Below are 17,805 nucleotides of genomic sequence, written 5' to 3' on the forward strand. Positions count from 1 at the left end.
TTAGAAATTATTGATTCGAGAAAATGACTAAAAAATCACTAAATTTCCACTTCATTTACCAAGCAACAATTTGCCATGCAAAAGCAAGATTTACATTATATTATCGAGGTCAAAAATTTATCAATTTCTTTTGGAGATAAACAAGTTCTGAATAACATCAATTTCAAAGTAGAACAAGGTGATACATTAGGAATTGTTGGAGAATCTGGATCTGGAAAGTCGTTAACTTCATTAGCTATTATGGGTTTATTGTCTCCTAATGCGATAATTCATCCCGAAAGTGAAATTCTTTTTCGTCAAGATGATAAAATGATAGATTTGCTTAAACTTTCACCTAAAGAACTGGAAGAAATAAGAGGAAATGAAATCGGAATGATTTTTCAAGAACCGATGACTTCTCTAAATCCAAGTTTGCGTTGCGGAGAACAAGTGGAGGAAGCGATTCGTTTGCATCAAAATTTATCGAAAGAAGAAGCTAAAAAGAAAGTTCTTCATCTTTTTGAACAAGTGAAATTACCAAATCCCGAACGTATTTATAAAGCTTATCCGCACGAATTATCTGGTGGACAAAAGCAACGTGTAATGATTGCAATGGCGATTTCTTGCGAGCCGAAATTATTGATTGCCGATGAACCTACAACTGCTTTGGACGTTACAGTACAAAAAGCGACGTTAGATTTATTGAAAGAATTACAAGAAAAAAATAACATGAGTATGTTGTTTATTTCTCACGATTTGGGCGTGATTGCTAATGTTTGTGAAGAAGTTTTGGTGATGTTTCGTGGTGATGTTGTGGAACAAGGAAATGTAGAAACAATTTTTAATCATCCGAAAGAAAATTATACAAAAGGATTAATTGCTTGTCGACCTCGATTGGATGAACGTGCAAAACGTTTACCTACGGTAAACGTTTTCTTAGAAAATCCAAATTTCGAAACTGAGATCTATACAGAAGAAGAACGCGAAACTTTTCACGAAAAAATTTATGCAAATCCTCCAATTTTAGAGGTTAAGAATTTGAAGAAATACTTCTATCCTTCGACTTTATTTGGAAATGCAACAATCCCGAATGTAAAAGCTGTAGATGATATTTCGTTCAAAGTATATCCAGGTGAAACAATGGGCTTGGTTGGCGAATCGGGTTCTGGAAAAACAACCTTGAGTAGAACGGTTTTGTTATTAGAAAAATCAACTGCCGGCGAAATTTATTATAATGGTATAGATATTACGAAACTAAAAAAAGAGCAAATTCGTAAATTAAGAAGAGAAATTCAGATTATTTTCCAAGATCCATATTCAAGTTTAAATCCTCGCCAAACCATTGCGCAAATTATTACAGAACCAATGCAAGTGCATAATATTGGTCTGAATAAAGCTGAGCGATTAAAAACGGCTTCATCTCTTTTACAAAAAGTGGGTTTATCAGATCAAGATTTGAACAAATATCCGCACGAATTCTCTGGTGGGCAACGTCAACGTATCGGGATTGCTCGTGCTTTGGCTTTAAATCCTAAATTTATCATTTGTGATGAATCTGTTTCTGCGTTGGATGTTTCTGTTCAGGCACAAGTTTTGAATTTATTAAATGATTTGAAAACAGAATTTGGATTTACCTATATATTTATCTCGCACGATTTGGCGGTTGTAAAATATATGAGCGATCAATTATTGGTGATGCAACACGGAGAAATGAAAGAATTGAACGATGCAGACAAGGTTTATGCGCATCCGACAACAAACTATACCAAAGAATTGATAGAAGCGATTCCAAAGCTATAAAATGAATCTGTATAAAAGCAAAAAGCGTTTGAAGTTTATTTCCTCAAACGCTTTTTTATTGATCGCAATAAATCAATATAAACTAAACTATTTCAAAATAAAAAAAGCATCCAAATCTGAATGCTTATTTGTAGTCCCTAGGGGAATCGAACCCCTCTTTCTAGAATGAAAATCTAGTGTCCTAACCGATAGACGAAGGGACCTCCTTTCGTATTATTGTGGTGCAAAAATAAACGTTTATTTTTTATTACCAAACAATTTCCGAAAATTTTATACTATTTTTTTTAATCAAGTCAAATTGTAGTCCCTAGGGGAATCGAACCCCTCTTTCTAGAATGAAAATCTAGTGTCCTAACCGATAGACGAAGGGACCACTTAATATGAATTAATTAATTCGAATATTCTTTATTTTGAATGAACGTCATTTTGTGTTGGGAGTTGTAGAAAAGTCGATGTATAATTCTAATAATTTGAACCAAGTTGAATTATACAGCGACATTTTCATTCCCGATTAATCATCTAAACATTATGATTAACCTTTACAAACAAAACACAAAAAACAATTTCCTTTACACAGTATTCTACTGGTTGTTTAAAAAATCAACAACTATGAACAAGGAAAAAAAAGATTGCAATAATGCAATCCATCTATTAATTTGTAGTCCCTAGGGGAATCGAACCCCTCTTTCTAGAATGAAAATCTAGTGTCCTAACCGATAGACGAAGGGACCACTTTTATTTTATTAAGCTAATCCCGCAATATGTTTTGCTAACTTTGATTTTAAGTTTGAAGCTTTATTCTTGTGAATAATGTTTCTTTTTGCTAACTTATCAATCATTGAAGAAACTTTTGGAAAAACTGTTTCTGCTTCATTTTTATCAGACTCAGATCTTAAAGCTTTAATAGCTGTACGAGCTGATTTGTGATAATATTTATTACGATCGCGTCTTACCGCTGATTGTCTAATTCTTTTTAATGCTGACTTATGATTTGCCATAACTTAAATCTCTTTCTATTTTAGTTCGGCAAAGATATAAACAAATATTTTATCTCGCCAAATTAATTTAATAATTTTCTAAAACACTTTTATGTAGCCCATAGGAGAATCGAACTCCTGTTTCCAGGATGAAAACCTGATGTCCTAACCACTAGACGAATGGGCCGCATGACGGCTTAACCACTTGTTGTGAAAAGCGAGTGCAAATGTAGAACTATTTTTTGTAGTTCCAAATTTATTTGAAAGTTTTTTTGAATAGATTTTTGTTAAAAAATGTTAAGGAAGTTAATATTTTGTCAAAACATCTCTTATATATAATGAGTTATATTTTTAACAATTACTTTAGCGGTGCTATTAAAATTTATACAAACGAATACTCAATATATGAAAGCATCGATATTAGGTGTAGCTGCAGTGGTTTGCACGATGTTTATTACATCATGTTCATCTTTAACCCCAGTTAGTGAAGCTACAGAATATTCTTCGAGAAGTTTCGTACCGAAACCAAGAGCTATTGAAGCTCAAGCTAAAATAATCAATAAACATGCCAATTTAGATGTTACACCAATAGAAATTAACGATGAAGCGAAATCTATGGTTGTGTTAAACAGCGTTTTAGAAGAAACGAATGAATTGTTTGCAGGGTTTTTATTAAAAGAAGCAGAAACGTATATTGGTACACCTTACCGATACGGAGGCACAACAAGAAGTGGTATTGATTGTTCTGCCTTTGTTAGAAACGTTTTCGAAACTTTCAATAAAAATTTACCTCGTGTATCTGCTGATCAGGCAAGAGAAGGCTTTACAGTTAGTACAGACGAAGCAAAAGAAGGAGATTTAGTTTTCTTTGCAACAAGAGGTCGTGGTAGAGTTTCGCATGTAGGAATTGTTCATGGAAGAAATAAAGATGGAGTTTTAGAATTCATTCATTCATCTACTTCTCAAGGCGTTATGGTATCTTCTTTAAATGATAGATATTGGGGACCAAAATTCTTATACGTAAAAAGAATATTATAATAGTATAATTTCATTATCATAAAAAAAAGCATCAAGATTACTTGATGCTTTTTTTATGTCTTATTTTTTATTTTCGATGTTCTCGTAAAATCATCACAAATAATACAATTAATGGAACAATCATTCCTAAAATATAATACATATTGATTTGTAAAATCGTTGGATAAAATAATATTGCAGATAATAATCCCACAATTGCTCCACCTAAATGTGCTGAATGTCCGATGTTACCTAAATTAGTTTTCATCCCGTAAACTGAATATCCTAAATATAATATTCCGAAAATCCAAGCTGGAATTGGTAAAGCAAAAAACAATCTTAACTCCATTTCAGGAAAAGCTGCAATCGCAGCAAACAAAATTCCTGTTACTCCGCCTGAAGCTCCTACTGCCGAATAAAAAGTTTCTTTCTTATGAATTAACAACGACAATAGATTTCCGCCAATAACCGATGCTAAAAAAACTAAAAGAAACATTCCGTAACCTACATTTAGTTTAGCATTCGAAAAGTCGCCTAATAAAAATCCTTCTGGACTCGCAAAAAATCCGATAACAGGATTTGCAAAAAAGTAAAGAGTTAACATATTGAATAACAAATGAGTGAAATCAACATGCAAAAATCCTGAACTTAAAATTCTATAGTATTCCTTATTATATAATATCGACCCAACTTGGAATTTATATTTTTCAAAGAAAGCTAAATCGTTAAAACCTTTCCAACTTACCAAAACATTCAGTCCAATAACGACTAATGCCACAATAGAGATATCTCCCATTATTCTTCTATATTTTCTTCTTCATTATTATTCTCCTCAATTGCATCAAATAGCGTCGGCTGCGGCTCTTCTTCTGGTTCTTCCTCTTCTTCAGGTTCTTCGAAAGGAAGCGGTTCCAACACATTAATTTGCTTTAATTTATACGTTGTCAATTGATTTCCTTGCGCTTTGATTCCTTTAACGGTAATAAATTCTTCTAAATTTATTACTTCTGGTTCTTTTTCTAAACCTTTTACTTTCGGGAAAATCAACTCAATAACTGGTAAATAATCGGTCGAAACAACTTTGATTGAAGATTTACCATCTTCTAACGTATAAAAAGCTTGTGGAGAAAAGGTATCTTCTAAAAGAAAACGTTTCACGAAATAACGATCTTTTTCTGCATCATAATACACGCAAGAAATCGGTTTTGCAGGTTTCCATTTCTCGATAATCTCTAAATCTTCGTCAAAACGATTACTCAAATCAAACGAAACCAATTTCGCTTCACCTTTTTTATTAATCGTTAAAATTTTATCATCACCTTTGAAAGAACCTAATAAAAGTCCCAATCCATCGGCATTTAGACGTTTTGTATCCGTATCAAACCAAATTTGACGAGGCGCTAAAGTCGAAACTCCCTCCTCTTTCAATTCTACTTTTTTGATTGGATATTTTGTCACTAAATTACCTTTTGATGCACGACCTTTAATCGCTAAATCAGCAAAATTTATATCGAATTTTAACTTTTTGATTCGTTGATGAGTTTTCAGAATAATTGATACAACTTCCGCTTCACCATTTGGATTCGCTGAAAAATACAACACTTCCGAACCTTTGTTACCAGCCGTTAAATCGTATTCTTTGTCTCGCGTAATTCCTGTTACAGCAAAACGTTTTTGATAAGCCGGACCATTTTTACCATCGCGATAAATCAAGTTATAAATAGTACGTTTATCATTTTTGTGCCAAATTCCGACATGAATAATTCCTTTTCCAACAAAAGTTTTTGCATCAACTTTTGTCACAATCATCGAACCATCATGTTTGAAAACCACAATATCATCAATATCAGAACACTCGAATAAATACTCGTCTTTTTTCAATGAAGTTCCGATAAAACCTTCGTTTCTGTCCACATAAAAACGTGTATTTGCAACGGCAACTTTTGTCGCATCAATCGTATCAAATGTTCTAATTTCTGTTTTACGTTCTTTTCCTTTTCCGTATTTTGTCTTTAGGTTTTTGAAATAATCGATCGCATAATCAATCAAATTTGCTAAATGATGTTTTACATTCTCGATTTTATCTTCTAATGATTCAATAAATTGTTGTGCTTTATCTAAATCAAATTTTGAAATACGTTTGATTCGAATTTCTGTTAAACGCGTAATATCTTCTTCCGTAACTGGACGAATTAAATGCGCAATATGTGGCTTCAGCCCTTTATCAATCGCAGAAATTACACCTTCCCATGTTTCTTCTTCTTCGATATCGTGATAAATTCTATTCTCGATAAAAATTCGTTCCAACGAAGAAAAATGCCATTGTTCTTGCAGTTCATCTAACTCAATTTCTAACTCTTTTTTCAACAATTCAACTGTATTGTTTGTATTGTGAATTAAAATTTCAGAAACTGTTAAAAATTCTGGTGTTTGTTCATTAATCACACACGCATTTGGCGAAATAGAAATCTCGCAATCCGTGAATGCATACAATGCATCAATTGTTTTGTCTGGACTACTTCCTGGAACAAGATGAATTAAAATCTCAACTTCAGCCGCTGTATTATCTTCAATCTTTTTGATCTTGATTTTACCTTTATCATTGGCTTTCAAAACCGAATCAATCAAAGATCCTGTCGTTGTTCCGTAAGGAATTTCCGTAATTTTTAGCGTCGTTTTATCTTCTTGCAAAATCTTTGCACGAATACGCACTTTACCTCCACGCAATCCATCATTATAGTCAGAAACATCAACCAAACCAGATGTTAAAAAATCTGGGAAGATTTGAAATTTCTTTCCTTTCAGATGTAAAATTGACGCATCAATTAACTCATTGAAATTGTGCGGTAAAATCTTTGTTGACAAACCAACTGCAATTCCTTCCACTCCTTGTGCCAAAAGCAAAGGAAATTTGATCGGAAGATCGATTGGTTCTTTATTACGACCATCATAAGACGGTTGCCATTTTGTAGTTTTTGGATTATAGACAACTTCTAACGCAAATTTAGTCAATCGAGCTTCGATATAACGCGACGCAGCCGCTCGGTCACCAGTGTAGATATTTCCCCAGTTTCCTTGCATATCGATCAACAATTCTTTTTGACCAATTTGAACCATTGCATCAGAAATCGCCATATCACCATGTGGGTGATATTTCATCGTATTTCCTACAATGTTCGCAACTTTGTTATATCGTCCGTCTTCCAACTCGCGCATTGAATGTAAAATTCTACGCTGAACTGGTTTCAAACCATCGTAAATAGATGGAATTGCTCGTTCTAAAATTACATAAGAGGCATAATCAAGAAACCATTCTTGGTACATACCAGAAACCTTCTTGATGCTCTCTTGATTGTCTTGCATCATGTTAAATAGCTACTTCTACATTGTTTTTGATCATACAATTAGACTCTACAATTTTGTCTAATTCAGTCAAAATAATATTAATATTTCGATTAGAAATGAATGCTAAACGAAATTTGACTTTTGTTAAATTGGTAGGATTCTTTTTACTGTTAATATAAAAGACAACGTTCTTTGAAAGAATTCCTTTCTGAAAATCGTATTTGATCAATTTATATTTCGGTAAATCGATTTTGTTTGTTTTTGAATCTAAGAAGGATAAAAATCCTACATTCTTCGTTTCAAAAGTTATGGTTTCACCTTTTGTGTCGATTGCAAAAAATTGATTTCCACTTTTATAGCTTACATAAATAAGTAATGCTATAAAAATTGCGACAACATAAGGTGGTATTATGTGATACTTGTAAGGTAAAATACCGGTATACATAATAAGGTTTAGAATGATTAAAATAACGATGGTGAGATTCAGTATTTTGAACAACTGAATGACCTTTTTATTATTTTTCTTCATAATTGATAGGTGTTTTTAGGTTAGGATTGGTTTGGTTTTTATTTAATTTTTAATAGATTCTATGGCTAAGTTGTTAATAATAAATTCTTGTCTAGTTGGTGTATTTTTTCCCATGTAAAATTCTAAAAGACTTTCGATAGTTTGATCTTTTCCAATCATTACAGGCTCTAAACGAATATCTTTTCCGATAAAATGCTTGAACTCGTCTGGCGAAATTTCACCTAATCCTTTGAATCGTGTAATTTCAGGATTTTTAACTTCTTCCAACGCTTTTATACGTTCAGGCTCAGAATAACAATAACGTGTTTCCTTTTTATTTCTCACACGAAAAAGTGGCGTTTGCAAAATATACAAATGACCTTCTTTGATTAATTCTGGGAAAAATTGTAAGAAAAATGTAATAATCAACAAACGAATATGCATTCCATCGACGTCAGCATCAGTTGCAATTACAACATTATTGTAACGTAAATCTTCTAATCCTTCTTCGATATTTAGCGCCGCTTGCAAAAGATTGAATTCTTCGTTTTCGTAAACGATTTTCTTTGTCAAACCATATGAATTCAACGGCTTTCCTCTCAAACTAAACACCGCTTGCGTTTCTACACTTCTACTTTTGGTAATCGATCCACTTGCCGAATCTCCCTCGGTAATAAAAATAGTTGTATCTAAACGTAATTCCGCTTTTGGATCGTTATAATGTTGACGACAATCGCGCAATTTCTTGTTATGTAAACTAACTTTTTTCGCTCGATCACGCGCTAATTTTCGAATTCCAGAAAGTTCTTTTCGTTCCGTTTCCGATTGTTTAATTTTACGTTCTAATGCTTGCGCAACTTCTGTATTTTTGTGTAAAAAGTTGTCAAGATTTGTTTTGATAAAATCATTAACAAACGTACGAACCGTTGTCATTCCTGGTCCAATCTCATTCGACCCAAGTTTAGTTTTGGTTTGTGATTCAAAAACGGGTTCAATTACTTTGATCGAGATTGCTCCAATAATTGATTTCCTAATATCCGCAGGATCGTAATTTTTGTTATAAAATTCGCGAACCGTTTTCACAACCGCTTCTTTGAAAGCTGTTAAATGCGTTCCTCCTTGCGTTGTATTTTGTCCATTCACAAAAGAATAATACGTTTCCGAATATGATTTCGAGCTATGCGTCATCGCAATTTCGATATCTTCTCCTTTCAAATGGATGATATCATAAATTGTTTCTTCCTCGATATTATCTTTCAATAAATCTTTCAAACCATCTTTCGAAAAGAATTCTTCTCCATTGAAAATAATTTTCAATCCTGGATTTAAGTAAACATAGTTTTTCAACATTTTGTCTACATATTCTTTTCTGAATTTAAAATTCAAGAAAATCGATTTATCTGGGATAAATGTAATTTTAGTTCCTTTTCGTAAAGATGTTTCTTTTTCATCTTCTTGATTTGCTAAAATCCCTTGCTCAAACTCTGCAATACGTGTTTTTCCATCTCGAATAGATTGCACTCGAAACGATGTTGACAACGCATTTACAGCTTTTGTACCAACACCATTTAAACCAACCGATTTTTTGAAAGCTTGTGAATCATATTTACCACCTGTATTCATCTTAGAAACGGCGTCAACCATTTTTCCAAGCGGAATTCCACGTCCATAATCACGAACCGTTACCTCATCTTCGCGCAGATTAATTTCGATTGTTTTTCCTGCACCCATCACAAATTCATCGATACAGTTATCTACAATCTCCTTCAACAAAATATAAATTCCATCATCTTGAGACGAACCATCTCCCAGCTTCCCAATATACATCCCAGGTCGCATGCGAATATGTTCGCGCCAATCAAGGGTTTTGATATTGTCTTCCGTATAATTTACTTGTTGATCTAATTCTGACATTTGAGTTGTTGAGTGTTAAACGAGTTTTACAAAAATAAGAAAAAATTTCCTAAAAATATTAAGGTTCATTGTTTTGATTTTGAGCAAAAACGACCTAATTTACCAATATGATAAAATCTAAACTACCCAATGTTTCGACAACCATTTTTTCGGTAATGAGTCAATTGGCAAATGAACATCAAGCGATTAATTTAGCGCAAGGTTTTCCTGACTTTAATGCAGATTCTGAATTAATTAGTCGTTTAAATTATTATTCAACACAAAATTACAATCAGTACGCGCCAATGACTGGCGTCGAAAAATTGCGTGTATTACTTTCAGAAAAATATTCTAATCTTTATCAATCTGATTACGATTTTCAGAATGAAATTAACATTACGAGTGGTGCAAGTCAAGCGATTTTTAATGTTGTTTCTACATTAATTCATCCAAATGATGAAGTAATTATTTTTGAACCTGCTTACGATTTATATCAACCAACGGTTGAATTATTTGGAGGAAAAATTGTTCCAATTCAGCTAAAATATCCTGAATATTCTATCGATTTTGAAGAATTGAAGAAAAAAATTAATGATAAAACGAAATTGATTATCGTTAATAATCCGAATAATCCAACTGGAAAAATTTTATCCGAAAATGATTTAAAACAATTTGAACAAATCCTAAAAGATTCAAATTGTTATTTGCTTGCAGATGAAGTTTATGAGCACATTACATTTGATGGAAAATCGCATCAAAGTTTTGCAAAATTAAAATCAGTAAAAGACAAGATTTTCATCGTAGGTTCTTTCGGAAAATTATTTCACATAACTGGTTGGAAAATCGGTTATATTTTAGCCGAAAAAGAATTGATGAAAGAGTTTAGAAAATGTCACCAATTCAATACTTTTTCTACGCATACACCATCACAATATGCAATTGCAGATTATTTAGAAAAACCTGATCATTACTTGCATTTGAATGATTTTTTTCAACAAAAAAGAGATTTATTTGTTAAAGGTTTAGCTTCAACAAATTTTGAAGTTTTGCCTTGCGAAGGAACTTATTTTGTAAGTGCAAATTATGCTAAAATAAGTGATTTATCTGATGATGAGTTTGCAAAACAGTTAACCATCAAAAATAAAGTTGCGACAATACCAATTTCAGCATTTTACCATGATAAAACAGATAACAAAGTAATCCGATTTTGTTTTGCTAAAAAGGATGAAACACTTTTAATGGCTTTAGAAAATTTGAAAAGTTTGTAGAAAAATAAACGAGCTCTATTTCTAAAGCTCGTTTTTACAATTTTATTATTTTACAATTTTTCTTGAAATAACATTATCTCCAGAATAGAAATTAACGATATAAATTCCTTTTGGTAAAGCGGAAATATTTGCCTCTGACTCATCAACCTCTCTAACAAGATTACCTGACATATCAAATATTTTAATTTTTTTGACATCGTTTATTCCTGAAACTTTAACCAATCCATTATCTTGATAAACAGAAATAGTTGATTTATTAAGATCAGAAGTTGATAATTTTTCTTGCGTGACTTTTACATCATCTAAACCAATGTATAAAATATCTGTACATTTATAATGTCTGAATACCAATTGAACATCTTGTCCAGCATATTTTGAAATATCCACATTAACTGTCTTAGCAACATCAAAATATCCAGCATCTAATGTTTCTTCAAAAGCTGCTGTTTCTGTACCAGTAAAAGTTGAATTTGCAGGAATTACATAAACCGCGTAATGTTCTTCAAAAAAACCTTCTTCATTATCTGCAGCAGAAACCTTAAAAGTCAATTCTGTTTTGTTTCCTTCAGGAATTTTAAAAACTGGACTTGTTAATGTATTATCAGGTGTTAAAGCCTCAAAAAACCATGACCAAGACCAAGCAAAAGAACCACTAAAAGAAGGAGTTTCAGCTTCTGCAGCATCTACAAACTCCCAAGTATCTTCGTCTCCATCTAATTCTCCAATCGTCCACAATGCTTGTCTTTCTGGGGTATCAAAGTTTTCTTCAAAAACGACTGTTTGTGCAAAAAGTTGAGGAGTCAAAAATAGACATCCTATAAAGAATAAATTTTTAATCATATGTGTTAATTTTTATAAAAAATAAATCTATAAAAAAAGGTTGATAAAACTAATTTATCAACCTTTTTTTATCAATACTTTGAATTTAATTCATTTTACAACTCATTTTATTATATATTCTTTAAATATTTATGTCACAATTATAAATAGGCTATTCATTTTAATGAAACAAAAAGCTCAATCTTTCGATTGAGCTTTTTATATAGATATAATTTAAATCTTAAACATTAAACAAGAAATGCATAATGTCACCATCTTGTACGATGTATGCTTTTCCTTCTACGTTCAATTTTCCTGCTTCACGACATTTAGATTCAGATCCGTAAGTAATAAAATCTTCAAATTTAATAACCTCTGCACGAATAAATCCTTTCTCGAAATCAGTGTGAATAACTCCTGCCGCTTGTGGTCCTGTAGAACCTTTTCTGATTGTCCAAGCACGAACTTCTTTTACACCTGCTGTGAAATATGTTTCTAAATCTAACAATGTGTAAGCAGAACGAATCAAACGATTAACACCTGGCTCTTCTAATCCTAATTCTTCTAAGAAAATTTGACGCTCATCAAACGTTTCTAATTCATTGATGTCAGCTTCAATTTGTGCCGCTAAAATCAACACTTCTGCGTGTTCATCTTTTACAGCTTCTTTTACTTTTTCTACCCACTCGTTTCCGTCTTTTGCAGCAGATTCATCTACATTACATAAGTACAAAACTGGTTTAGAAGTAATTAATTGTAACGAATCCACAATTTCTTGCTCTTTTTCGTCCAAATCCATTTCACGAACATTTTTCAACTCTTCTAAATGAGCGATTACAGCTGTTAAAACTTCTACAACTTTTTGTTCGTCTTTATTTCCCGCTTTTGCTGCTTTTTTAGATTTATCGATACGTTTTGTAACGGTATCCAAATCTTTCAATTGCAACTCAATATCAATTGTTTCTTTATCACGTAATGGATTAATAGAACCATCAACGTGTGTAATATTTTCGTTTTCGAAACAACGTAAAACGTGAATAATTGCATTACACTCGCGGATATTTCCTAAAAATTGATTTCCTAAACCTTCTCCCTTACTTGCTCCTTTTACCAAACCAGCAATATCTACAATTTCTACAACCGCAGGCACAACGCGCTCTGGATTTACAATTGCTTCTAACTGATTTAGACGAGTATCTGGTACAGAAACTGTTCCTACATTTGGTTCAATTGTACAGAAAGGATAATTCGCCGATTGCGCTTTTGCATTCGACAAACAGTTAAATAAAGTAGATTTACCAACATTAGGCAATCCAACAATTCCACATTTCATATATGTTGTCTCTTTTTTTAATGATTGAATATTAGAAAGATGTTCTAATAATTTTGTGCAAAGATAATGATTTCCATTAAATTTATTTAACCGAAGAAACTCTGTTCAATTTTATGTTTAATACATTTCCAGAATATGATTTCATTTCACCATAAAAACAATCGCAAGTCGCATTATAAGCCAAATCATAATAATTAGAAGTTTTATCAAGATTTATCTTTCTGAATTTGAGTTGAGGAAATTTAAACACAATAGAATCTGTCACATCTTTTTCATAACCATCCTGAAAATCAAATTCTATTTTCAATTTTGATTTATTTCTCGAAACATCCATAATCGCATCACTTTTCGACAAAGGAACTTCTACCACTTTCGATTTATAATCCAAAAAATCTTGTTTCCATTTTCCTTCAATTGTTTTTATGTTATTGGATGCGCAACTTGTGAGAAATAGCAAAAAGATAAATCCTAAAAAATGTTTCATAAGTGTTAATTTTTTATTGAAAATACAATTATTTATTTACATTTACTTAAATACTTATTACAATGAAATTAAAAGCCTTAATCGTAAGTTTTATGATTGCTTTCGCAGGAATCGTAAACGCGCAAACAGCAACAGAAATATTAACTAAAGCTCAAAACCAAGCGAAAGTTGAAAATAAAAATGTCTTTTTAATTTTTCATGCTTCGTGGTGCGGATGGTGTAAAAAGATGGAAAAAAATATGGACGATCCAGCTGTGAAACCATATTTTGATGCGAATTATGTCAAAACATTTATTACTGTACAAGAACGTGCAGAAAAGAAAAATTTAGAAACGCCAGGAGGAGATGCTATCAATGAGAAATTAGGTGGAAAAGATCAAGGTTTACCTTTTTGGGTAATTTTAAATTCGACTGGAAAAGTTCTAGAAGATTCTCGCGTAAATGGAGAAAATCTTGGAGGCCCAGCTTCTGAAGAAGAAGTAAATCATTTGATTACAAAACTTGAAAAAACAACGAAAAACGATAAAGTTGATCCAGAAAAAATCAAAGAAGTTTTTATCTTGAAAAAGAAATAATTCATAAAAAATCCGCTCAATGAGCGGATTTTTTATTGCGTTAAAACATGAAAAGCTTCTTCCAAGTTTTTATATTGTCCTTTAAACTCTTCTATCGGTTGATCTGCCACAATTTTACCTTTATTCAACAAGATTACACGTGAACAAAGCGCTTCTACTTCTTGCATAATATGCGTTGAAAGTATCACCGTTTTTTCTTTTCCAATCTCTTTAATTACTTCTCTAATTTCGATAATCTGATTTGGATCTAAACCATTTGTAGGTTCATCTAAAATCAAAATTTCTGGGCTCGAGATAATCGCTTGCGCCAATCCAACACGTTGTTTATATCCTTTTGATAATTGATGAATTTTCTTATGTTTTTCTGGTAATAAACCTACTTTTTCGATGACTTCATCAATTTTTGATTTAGGCACATTTCGAATATTTGTGACAAATTCCAAATACTCTTTTACATACATATCCATGTACAATGGATTATTTTCTTGCAAAAATCCAATCAACTTTTTCGATTCAATTGGCTGCGTCGAAACATTAAAATCATTCACAGAAATTTCACCAGAATCTGCATTTATTGCATTGGTAATGCTTTTCATCAATGTCGATTTTCCTGCTCCATTTGGTCCAAGTAAGCCAACAACTTCGCCATTATTGATAGAAAACGAAACTTTGTCTAAAGCCACCTGTTCACCGTATTTTTTTACTAAATCTGTAATGATTATTCCCATTTGATGAAAAATTTTCGATAAAATTAGCAAAAAAGATTTGGATAACTGAAAAATTATTTTTTAGATTTGTAGAACAATTAGAAAAACGAAATGGCAACATTCAATTATTTTAACGCATTCTTTTTTTACTTTTTTGGATATTATCCAGGAGAGCAGGGACTGCGTTGTCAAAATTGATTGTTAACATTCATAATAAGATAATATAAAGTCCCGCAATTTGTGGGACTTTTTTTTTGAAAAAAAATGAAAGAAAGAGTTGCAATACAAGGTTACATTGGTTCATATCATCACGAAGCAGCTAATAATTATTTAGGAAATGACATCGAAATTGTAGAATGCGACACATTCAAAACTTTAGCAAAGTCACTTGCAAAGGTAAAAGTTGACAAAGCAATCATGGCAATTGAAAACACAATTGCTGGAGCAATTTTACCAAACTATGCGTTACTAACGAAATACAATTTGAAAGTTGTTGGAGAAATTTATTTATCAATCCAACATCAATTGATGGTCAAAAAAGGACAAACTTTAGACGATGTAAAAGAAGTTCGTTCGCACCAAATGGCATTGTTACAATGTGATAAGTTCCTTGAAAAACATACAACATGGCGAGTTGTAAATGATATCGACACCGCATTAACAGCCAAAGATATTGTAGAACAAGATTTGAATGATGTTGCAGCAATTGCGTCGAGAAAAGCGGCCGAAGTTTATGGATTAGACATTTTAGCTTCGAGTATTCAGACGTTTCAAGATAATTTTACTCGATTTTTTGTATTGCAACGCGAGCATAACGATTACGAAGATTTCAACAAAGTTTCGATGCGTTTTTCTGTTCCACACCAGTCTGGTGCTTTGGTTGATGTGTTAAATCAAATTGCAGAATGTGGAATAAATATGGACAAAATACAATCTGTTCCGATTATTGAAAAACCTTGGGAATACTCTTTCCACATTGATATTACGTTCGAGCAAAAAGAACAATACTATGAATTGCTTGGAAAAATTGCACGAAAATTAACGGATTTAGAAATATTAGGCGAATATAAACTGGGAGAAAAATGATAGCAGAAGCCCAACGATTACAAAGTGTTCAGGAATATTATTTCTCGAAAAAATTACAAGAAATAACGAACATGAAAACCGACATTCCAATTATTTCATTAGGAATTGGAAGTCCAGATTTACAACCTCATCCAGATGTGATCGAGGAATTAATCAAAAGTTCACAAAGCGGAATCAATGGCTATCAGAGTTATCGTGGAGTTCCAGAAATGCGCGAAGCTATGGCAAGTTTTTACAAAAACAAATTTGATGTAGACGCCAATCCTTCAACTGAAATTTTACCATTAATGGGATCTAAAGAAGGAATTATGCACATTTCGATGGCTTTTTTGAATGAAGGTGATAAAGTTTTAATTCCAAATCCTGGCTATCCAACCTATTCATCGGTTACAGAATTAGTTCAAGCAGAACCGTTGTTTTACGATTTGAAAAATGAAAATGATTGGCTTCCAGATTTTGATCAGTTAGAAAAACTAGCCGAACAAAAACCGAAAATCATGTGGCTTAATTATCCACATATGCCAACAGGGGCAAAAGCTCCGAAAGACGTTCTTAGAAAATTAGTAGAGTTTGCAACTCGTCACAATATCTTAATCGTAAATGATAATCCGTATAGTTTTATTTTGAACGATGAACCAACAAGTATTTTAGAAATTGAAGGCGCAAAAGATGTTTGCATTGAATTAAATTCATTGAGCAAAACCTTTAATATTGCAGGTTGGCGAGTAGGAATGGTGATTGGAAAAGAAAGTTTTATCAATTCTATTCTAAAAGTGAAATCAAATATGGATTCGGGAATGAATTTTGCGATACAAAAAGCCGCGACAAAAGCTCTTTTAGTTGATGATTCTTGGTACGATGAGTTGACAAAAGTTTATGCAGAAAGACGAAAAATTATTTGGGAAATCGCTGATATCTTAAATGTAAAATATAATCCCAATGCAGCAGGAATGTTTATTTGGGCTAAACTTCCGGAAGGAAAAGATGATAAAGAATTTATTGATGACATTTTATACGATAAAAAAGTATTTATCACGCCAGGAAGTATTTTCGGAAGTAATGGTGAAGGATTTATAAGATTTTCACTTTGCGCACCTGTTGAGAAGTTGATTGAAGTAAAGAAAAGATTAGAAGCATGAAAACAATTTCAGTAATCGGTTTAGGATTAATCGGAGGTTCGTTTGCTTTAGCACTAAAAAAAGTTGGTGTTGCCGAAAAAATAATCGGTGTTGATCAAAATATTGAACATCAAATACAAGCTTTAGAATTAGGAATTGTGGATGAAATTGCTCCTTTGAATGAAGCGCTTTCTCAGTCAGATTTAGTTGTAATTGCAGTTCCAATTAATTCAATTCAAAATGTTTTACCAGAAATTTTAGATCAAATTAATGATAAAACAATTGTAATGGATATGGGATCTACAAAAGCTGGAATTTGTAAAAAAGTTGCAGATCATCCCAAAAGAAAACAATTTGTTGCGACACATCCAATTGCAGGAACAGAAAATTCTGGACCAAAAGCTGCTTTTCCTGAATTGTTTTTAAACAAAGTTGCGATTTTATGTGATGTTGAACAAAGCGAAAAAGAAGCGGTAAAAAAAGTGAGAAAAATTTATCAATCGCTTTGGATGAATGTCAAAACCATGACTTCGGAGGCACATGATGCACACATTGCGTACGTTTCTCATCTTTCGCACATTACGTCTTTCGCTTTGGGGCAAACGGTTTTGGAAGAAGAAAAAAATGAAGATGCAATTTTTGACATGGCTGGATCTGGTTTCGAATCTACGGTTCGTTTGGCAAAAAGTTCACCAGATATGTGGACGCCAATTTTGATTCAGAATCGAGAAAATTTACTCAATGCTATTGATGCTTATCAAACTCAAATTTCTAAAATTAGAAAAATGATCGAAGAAAAAGATGCCGAAGATATTCATCAATATTTAAAAAACACAAACGACATACGTCGAATATTAAATAAATAATTACTCTCAAATAAAATAAATATTAAATCT

16 protein-coding genes and 4 tRNA genes are annotated in these 17,805 nt (G+C 32.2%); 7 read left to right on the forward strand and 13 right to left on the reverse strand.

Annotated elements, in window-relative coordinates:
• The first annotated feature begins 42 nt into the window (after nucleotides 1-42).
• Nucleotides 43-1,779, forward strand: a complete 1,737-nt coding sequence (locus B4H69_RS15540) for an ABC transporter ATP-binding protein (protein ID WP_291094926.1) — start codon at nucleotides 43-45, stop codon at nucleotides 1,777-1,779.
• A gap of 131 nt (nucleotides 1,780-1,910) precedes the next feature.
• On the opposite strand, the gene B4H69_RS15545 is transcribed toward B4H69_RS15540, so the two are convergent.
• From B4H69_RS15545 to B4H69_RS15565, 5 genes are all read right to left on the reverse strand, one after another.
• Nucleotides 1,911-1,982: transfer RNA gene (locus tag B4H69_RS15545), tRNA-Glu, on the reverse strand.
• Between the two features lie 98 nt (nucleotides 1,983-2,080).
• Nucleotides 2,081-2,152: transfer RNA gene (locus B4H69_RS15550), tRNA-Glu, on the reverse strand.
• Between the two features lie 286 nt (nucleotides 2,153-2,438).
• Nucleotides 2,439-2,510, reverse strand: a tRNA-Glu gene (locus B4H69_RS15555).
• Between the two features lie 12 nt (nucleotides 2,511-2,522).
• Nucleotides 2,523-2,777: a 30S ribosomal protein S20 gene (gene rpsT / locus B4H69_RS15560; RefSeq protein WP_038334974.1), complete on the reverse strand. Its 255-nt coding sequence runs from the start codon at nucleotides 2,775-2,777 to the stop codon at nucleotides 2,523-2,525.
• Between the two features lie 94 nt (nucleotides 2,778-2,871).
• Nucleotides 2,872-2,943, reverse strand: a tRNA-Glu gene (locus B4H69_RS15565).
• A gap of 218 nt (nucleotides 2,944-3,161) precedes the next feature.
• Between B4H69_RS15565 and B4H69_RS15570 the strand changes: the two genes are divergently transcribed.
• On the forward strand, nucleotides 3,162-3,794 hold the full coding sequence (locus tag B4H69_RS15570) for a C40 family peptidase (RefSeq protein WP_038334971.1): 633 nt from the start codon (nucleotides 3,162-3,164) through the stop codon (nucleotides 3,792-3,794).
• Between the two features lie 67 nt (nucleotides 3,795-3,861).
• Here B4H69_RS15570 and B4H69_RS15575 read toward each other — a convergent pair whose 3' ends face one another.
• From B4H69_RS15575 to B4H69_RS15590, 4 genes are all read right to left on the reverse strand, one after another.
• A complete protein-coding gene (locus B4H69_RS15575) occupies nucleotides 3,862-4,569 on the reverse strand; it encodes a rhomboid family intramembrane serine protease (RefSeq protein WP_038334968.1) in 708 nt (235 codons plus the stop codon).
• Nucleotides 4,569-7,136: a DNA gyrase/topoisomerase IV subunit A gene (locus B4H69_RS15580; RefSeq protein WP_291094821.1), complete on the reverse strand. Its 2,568-nt coding sequence runs from the start codon at nucleotides 7,134-7,136 to the stop codon at nucleotides 4,569-4,571. The genes B4H69_RS15575 and B4H69_RS15580 overlap by 1 nt, the downstream gene beginning before the upstream one ends.
• Nucleotides 7,137-7,140: 4 nt before the next feature.
• Complete coding sequence (locus B4H69_RS15585) at nucleotides 7,141-7,563, reverse strand: hypothetical protein (RefSeq protein ID WP_280045421.1); 423 nt, start codon at nucleotides 7,561-7,563, stop codon at nucleotides 7,141-7,143.
• Nucleotides 7,564-7,689: 126 nt separating this feature from the next.
• The gene (locus B4H69_RS15590; protein ID WP_280045422.1) at nucleotides 7,690-9,540 is read right to left on the reverse strand and encodes a DNA topoisomerase IV subunit B; all 1,851 of its coding nucleotides are present in this window, start codon (nucleotides 9,538-9,540) and stop codon (nucleotides 7,690-7,692) included.
• A 107-nt stretch (nucleotides 9,541-9,647) separates the two neighbouring features.
• Between B4H69_RS15590 and B4H69_RS15595 the strand changes: the two genes are divergently transcribed.
• Nucleotides 9,648-10,787 (forward strand): methionine aminotransferase, encoded by a 1,140-nt coding sequence (locus B4H69_RS15595; RefSeq protein ID WP_114998290.1) that lies wholly within the window; start codon nucleotides 9,648-9,650, stop codon nucleotides 10,785-10,787.
• Nucleotides 10,788-10,832: 45 nt separating this feature from the next.
• Here the strand turns inward: B4H69_RS15595 and B4H69_RS15600 are convergent, their stop codons facing one another.
• From B4H69_RS15600 to B4H69_RS15610, 3 genes are all read right to left on the reverse strand, one after another.
• Nucleotides 10,833-11,627, reverse strand: a complete 795-nt coding sequence (locus B4H69_RS15600; RefSeq protein ID WP_180905696.1) for a T9SS-dependent choice-of-anchor J family protein — start codon at nucleotides 11,625-11,627, stop codon at nucleotides 10,833-10,835.
• Between the two features lie 220 nt (nucleotides 11,628-11,847).
• Nucleotides 11,848-12,939, reverse strand: a complete 1,092-nt coding sequence (gene ychF, locus B4H69_RS15605; protein ID WP_180905697.1) for a redox-regulated ATPase YchF — start codon at nucleotides 12,937-12,939, stop codon at nucleotides 11,848-11,850.
• An 82-nt stretch (nucleotides 12,940-13,021) separates the two neighbouring features.
• Entirely contained in the window at nucleotides 13,022-13,423 is a 402-nt protein-coding gene (locus tag B4H69_RS15610; RefSeq protein ID WP_180905698.1) for a hypothetical protein, read from the reverse strand.
• 62 nt (nucleotides 13,424-13,485) lie between these two features.
• Here B4H69_RS15610 and B4H69_RS15615 point away from each other — a divergent pair, with 62 nt between their 5' ends.
• Nucleotides 13,486-13,998, forward strand: a complete 513-nt coding sequence (locus B4H69_RS15615) for a thioredoxin family protein (RefSeq protein ID WP_180905699.1) — start codon at nucleotides 13,486-13,488, stop codon at nucleotides 13,996-13,998.
• 32 nt (nucleotides 13,999-14,030) lie between these two features.
• Here B4H69_RS15615 and B4H69_RS15620 read toward each other — a convergent pair whose 3' ends face one another.
• Entirely contained in the window at nucleotides 14,031-14,726 is a 696-nt protein-coding gene (locus B4H69_RS15620) for an ABC transporter ATP-binding protein (RefSeq protein ID WP_291059781.1), read from the reverse strand.
• Nucleotides 14,727-14,969: 243 nt separating this feature from the next.
• Here B4H69_RS15620 and B4H69_RS15625 point away from each other — a divergent pair, with 243 nt between their 5' ends.
• Genes B4H69_RS15625 through B4H69_RS15635 form a run of 3 tightly spaced genes read left to right on the forward strand, consistent with a single transcriptional unit; the run spans nucleotide 14,970 to nucleotide 17,775 of the window.
• The gene (locus B4H69_RS15625) at nucleotides 14,970-15,791 is read left to right on the forward strand and encodes a prephenate dehydratase (RefSeq protein ID WP_291094825.1); all 822 of its coding nucleotides are present in this window, start codon (nucleotides 14,970-14,972) and stop codon (nucleotides 15,789-15,791) included.
• Entirely contained in the window at nucleotides 15,788-16,930 is a 1,143-nt protein-coding gene (locus B4H69_RS15630; protein WP_291094827.1) for a pyridoxal phosphate-dependent aminotransferase, read from the forward strand. Before B4H69_RS15625 ends, B4H69_RS15630 begins: the two co-directional genes overlap by 4 nt.
• Nucleotides 16,927-17,775, forward strand: coding sequence for a prephenate dehydrogenase (locus B4H69_RS15635; protein ID WP_291094828.1), 849 nt, complete (start codon nucleotides 16,927-16,929; stop codon nucleotides 17,773-17,775). The genes B4H69_RS15630 and B4H69_RS15635 overlap by 4 nt, the downstream gene beginning before the upstream one ends.
• Nucleotides 17,776-17,805: the final 30 nt, after the last annotated feature.

The sequence above is a fragment of the Empedobacter sp. UBA6745 genome (genome assembly GCF_002453775.1).
Lineage (GTDB): Bacteria > Bacteroidota > Bacteroidia > Flavobacteriales > Weeksellaceae > Empedobacter > Empedobacter falsenii_C.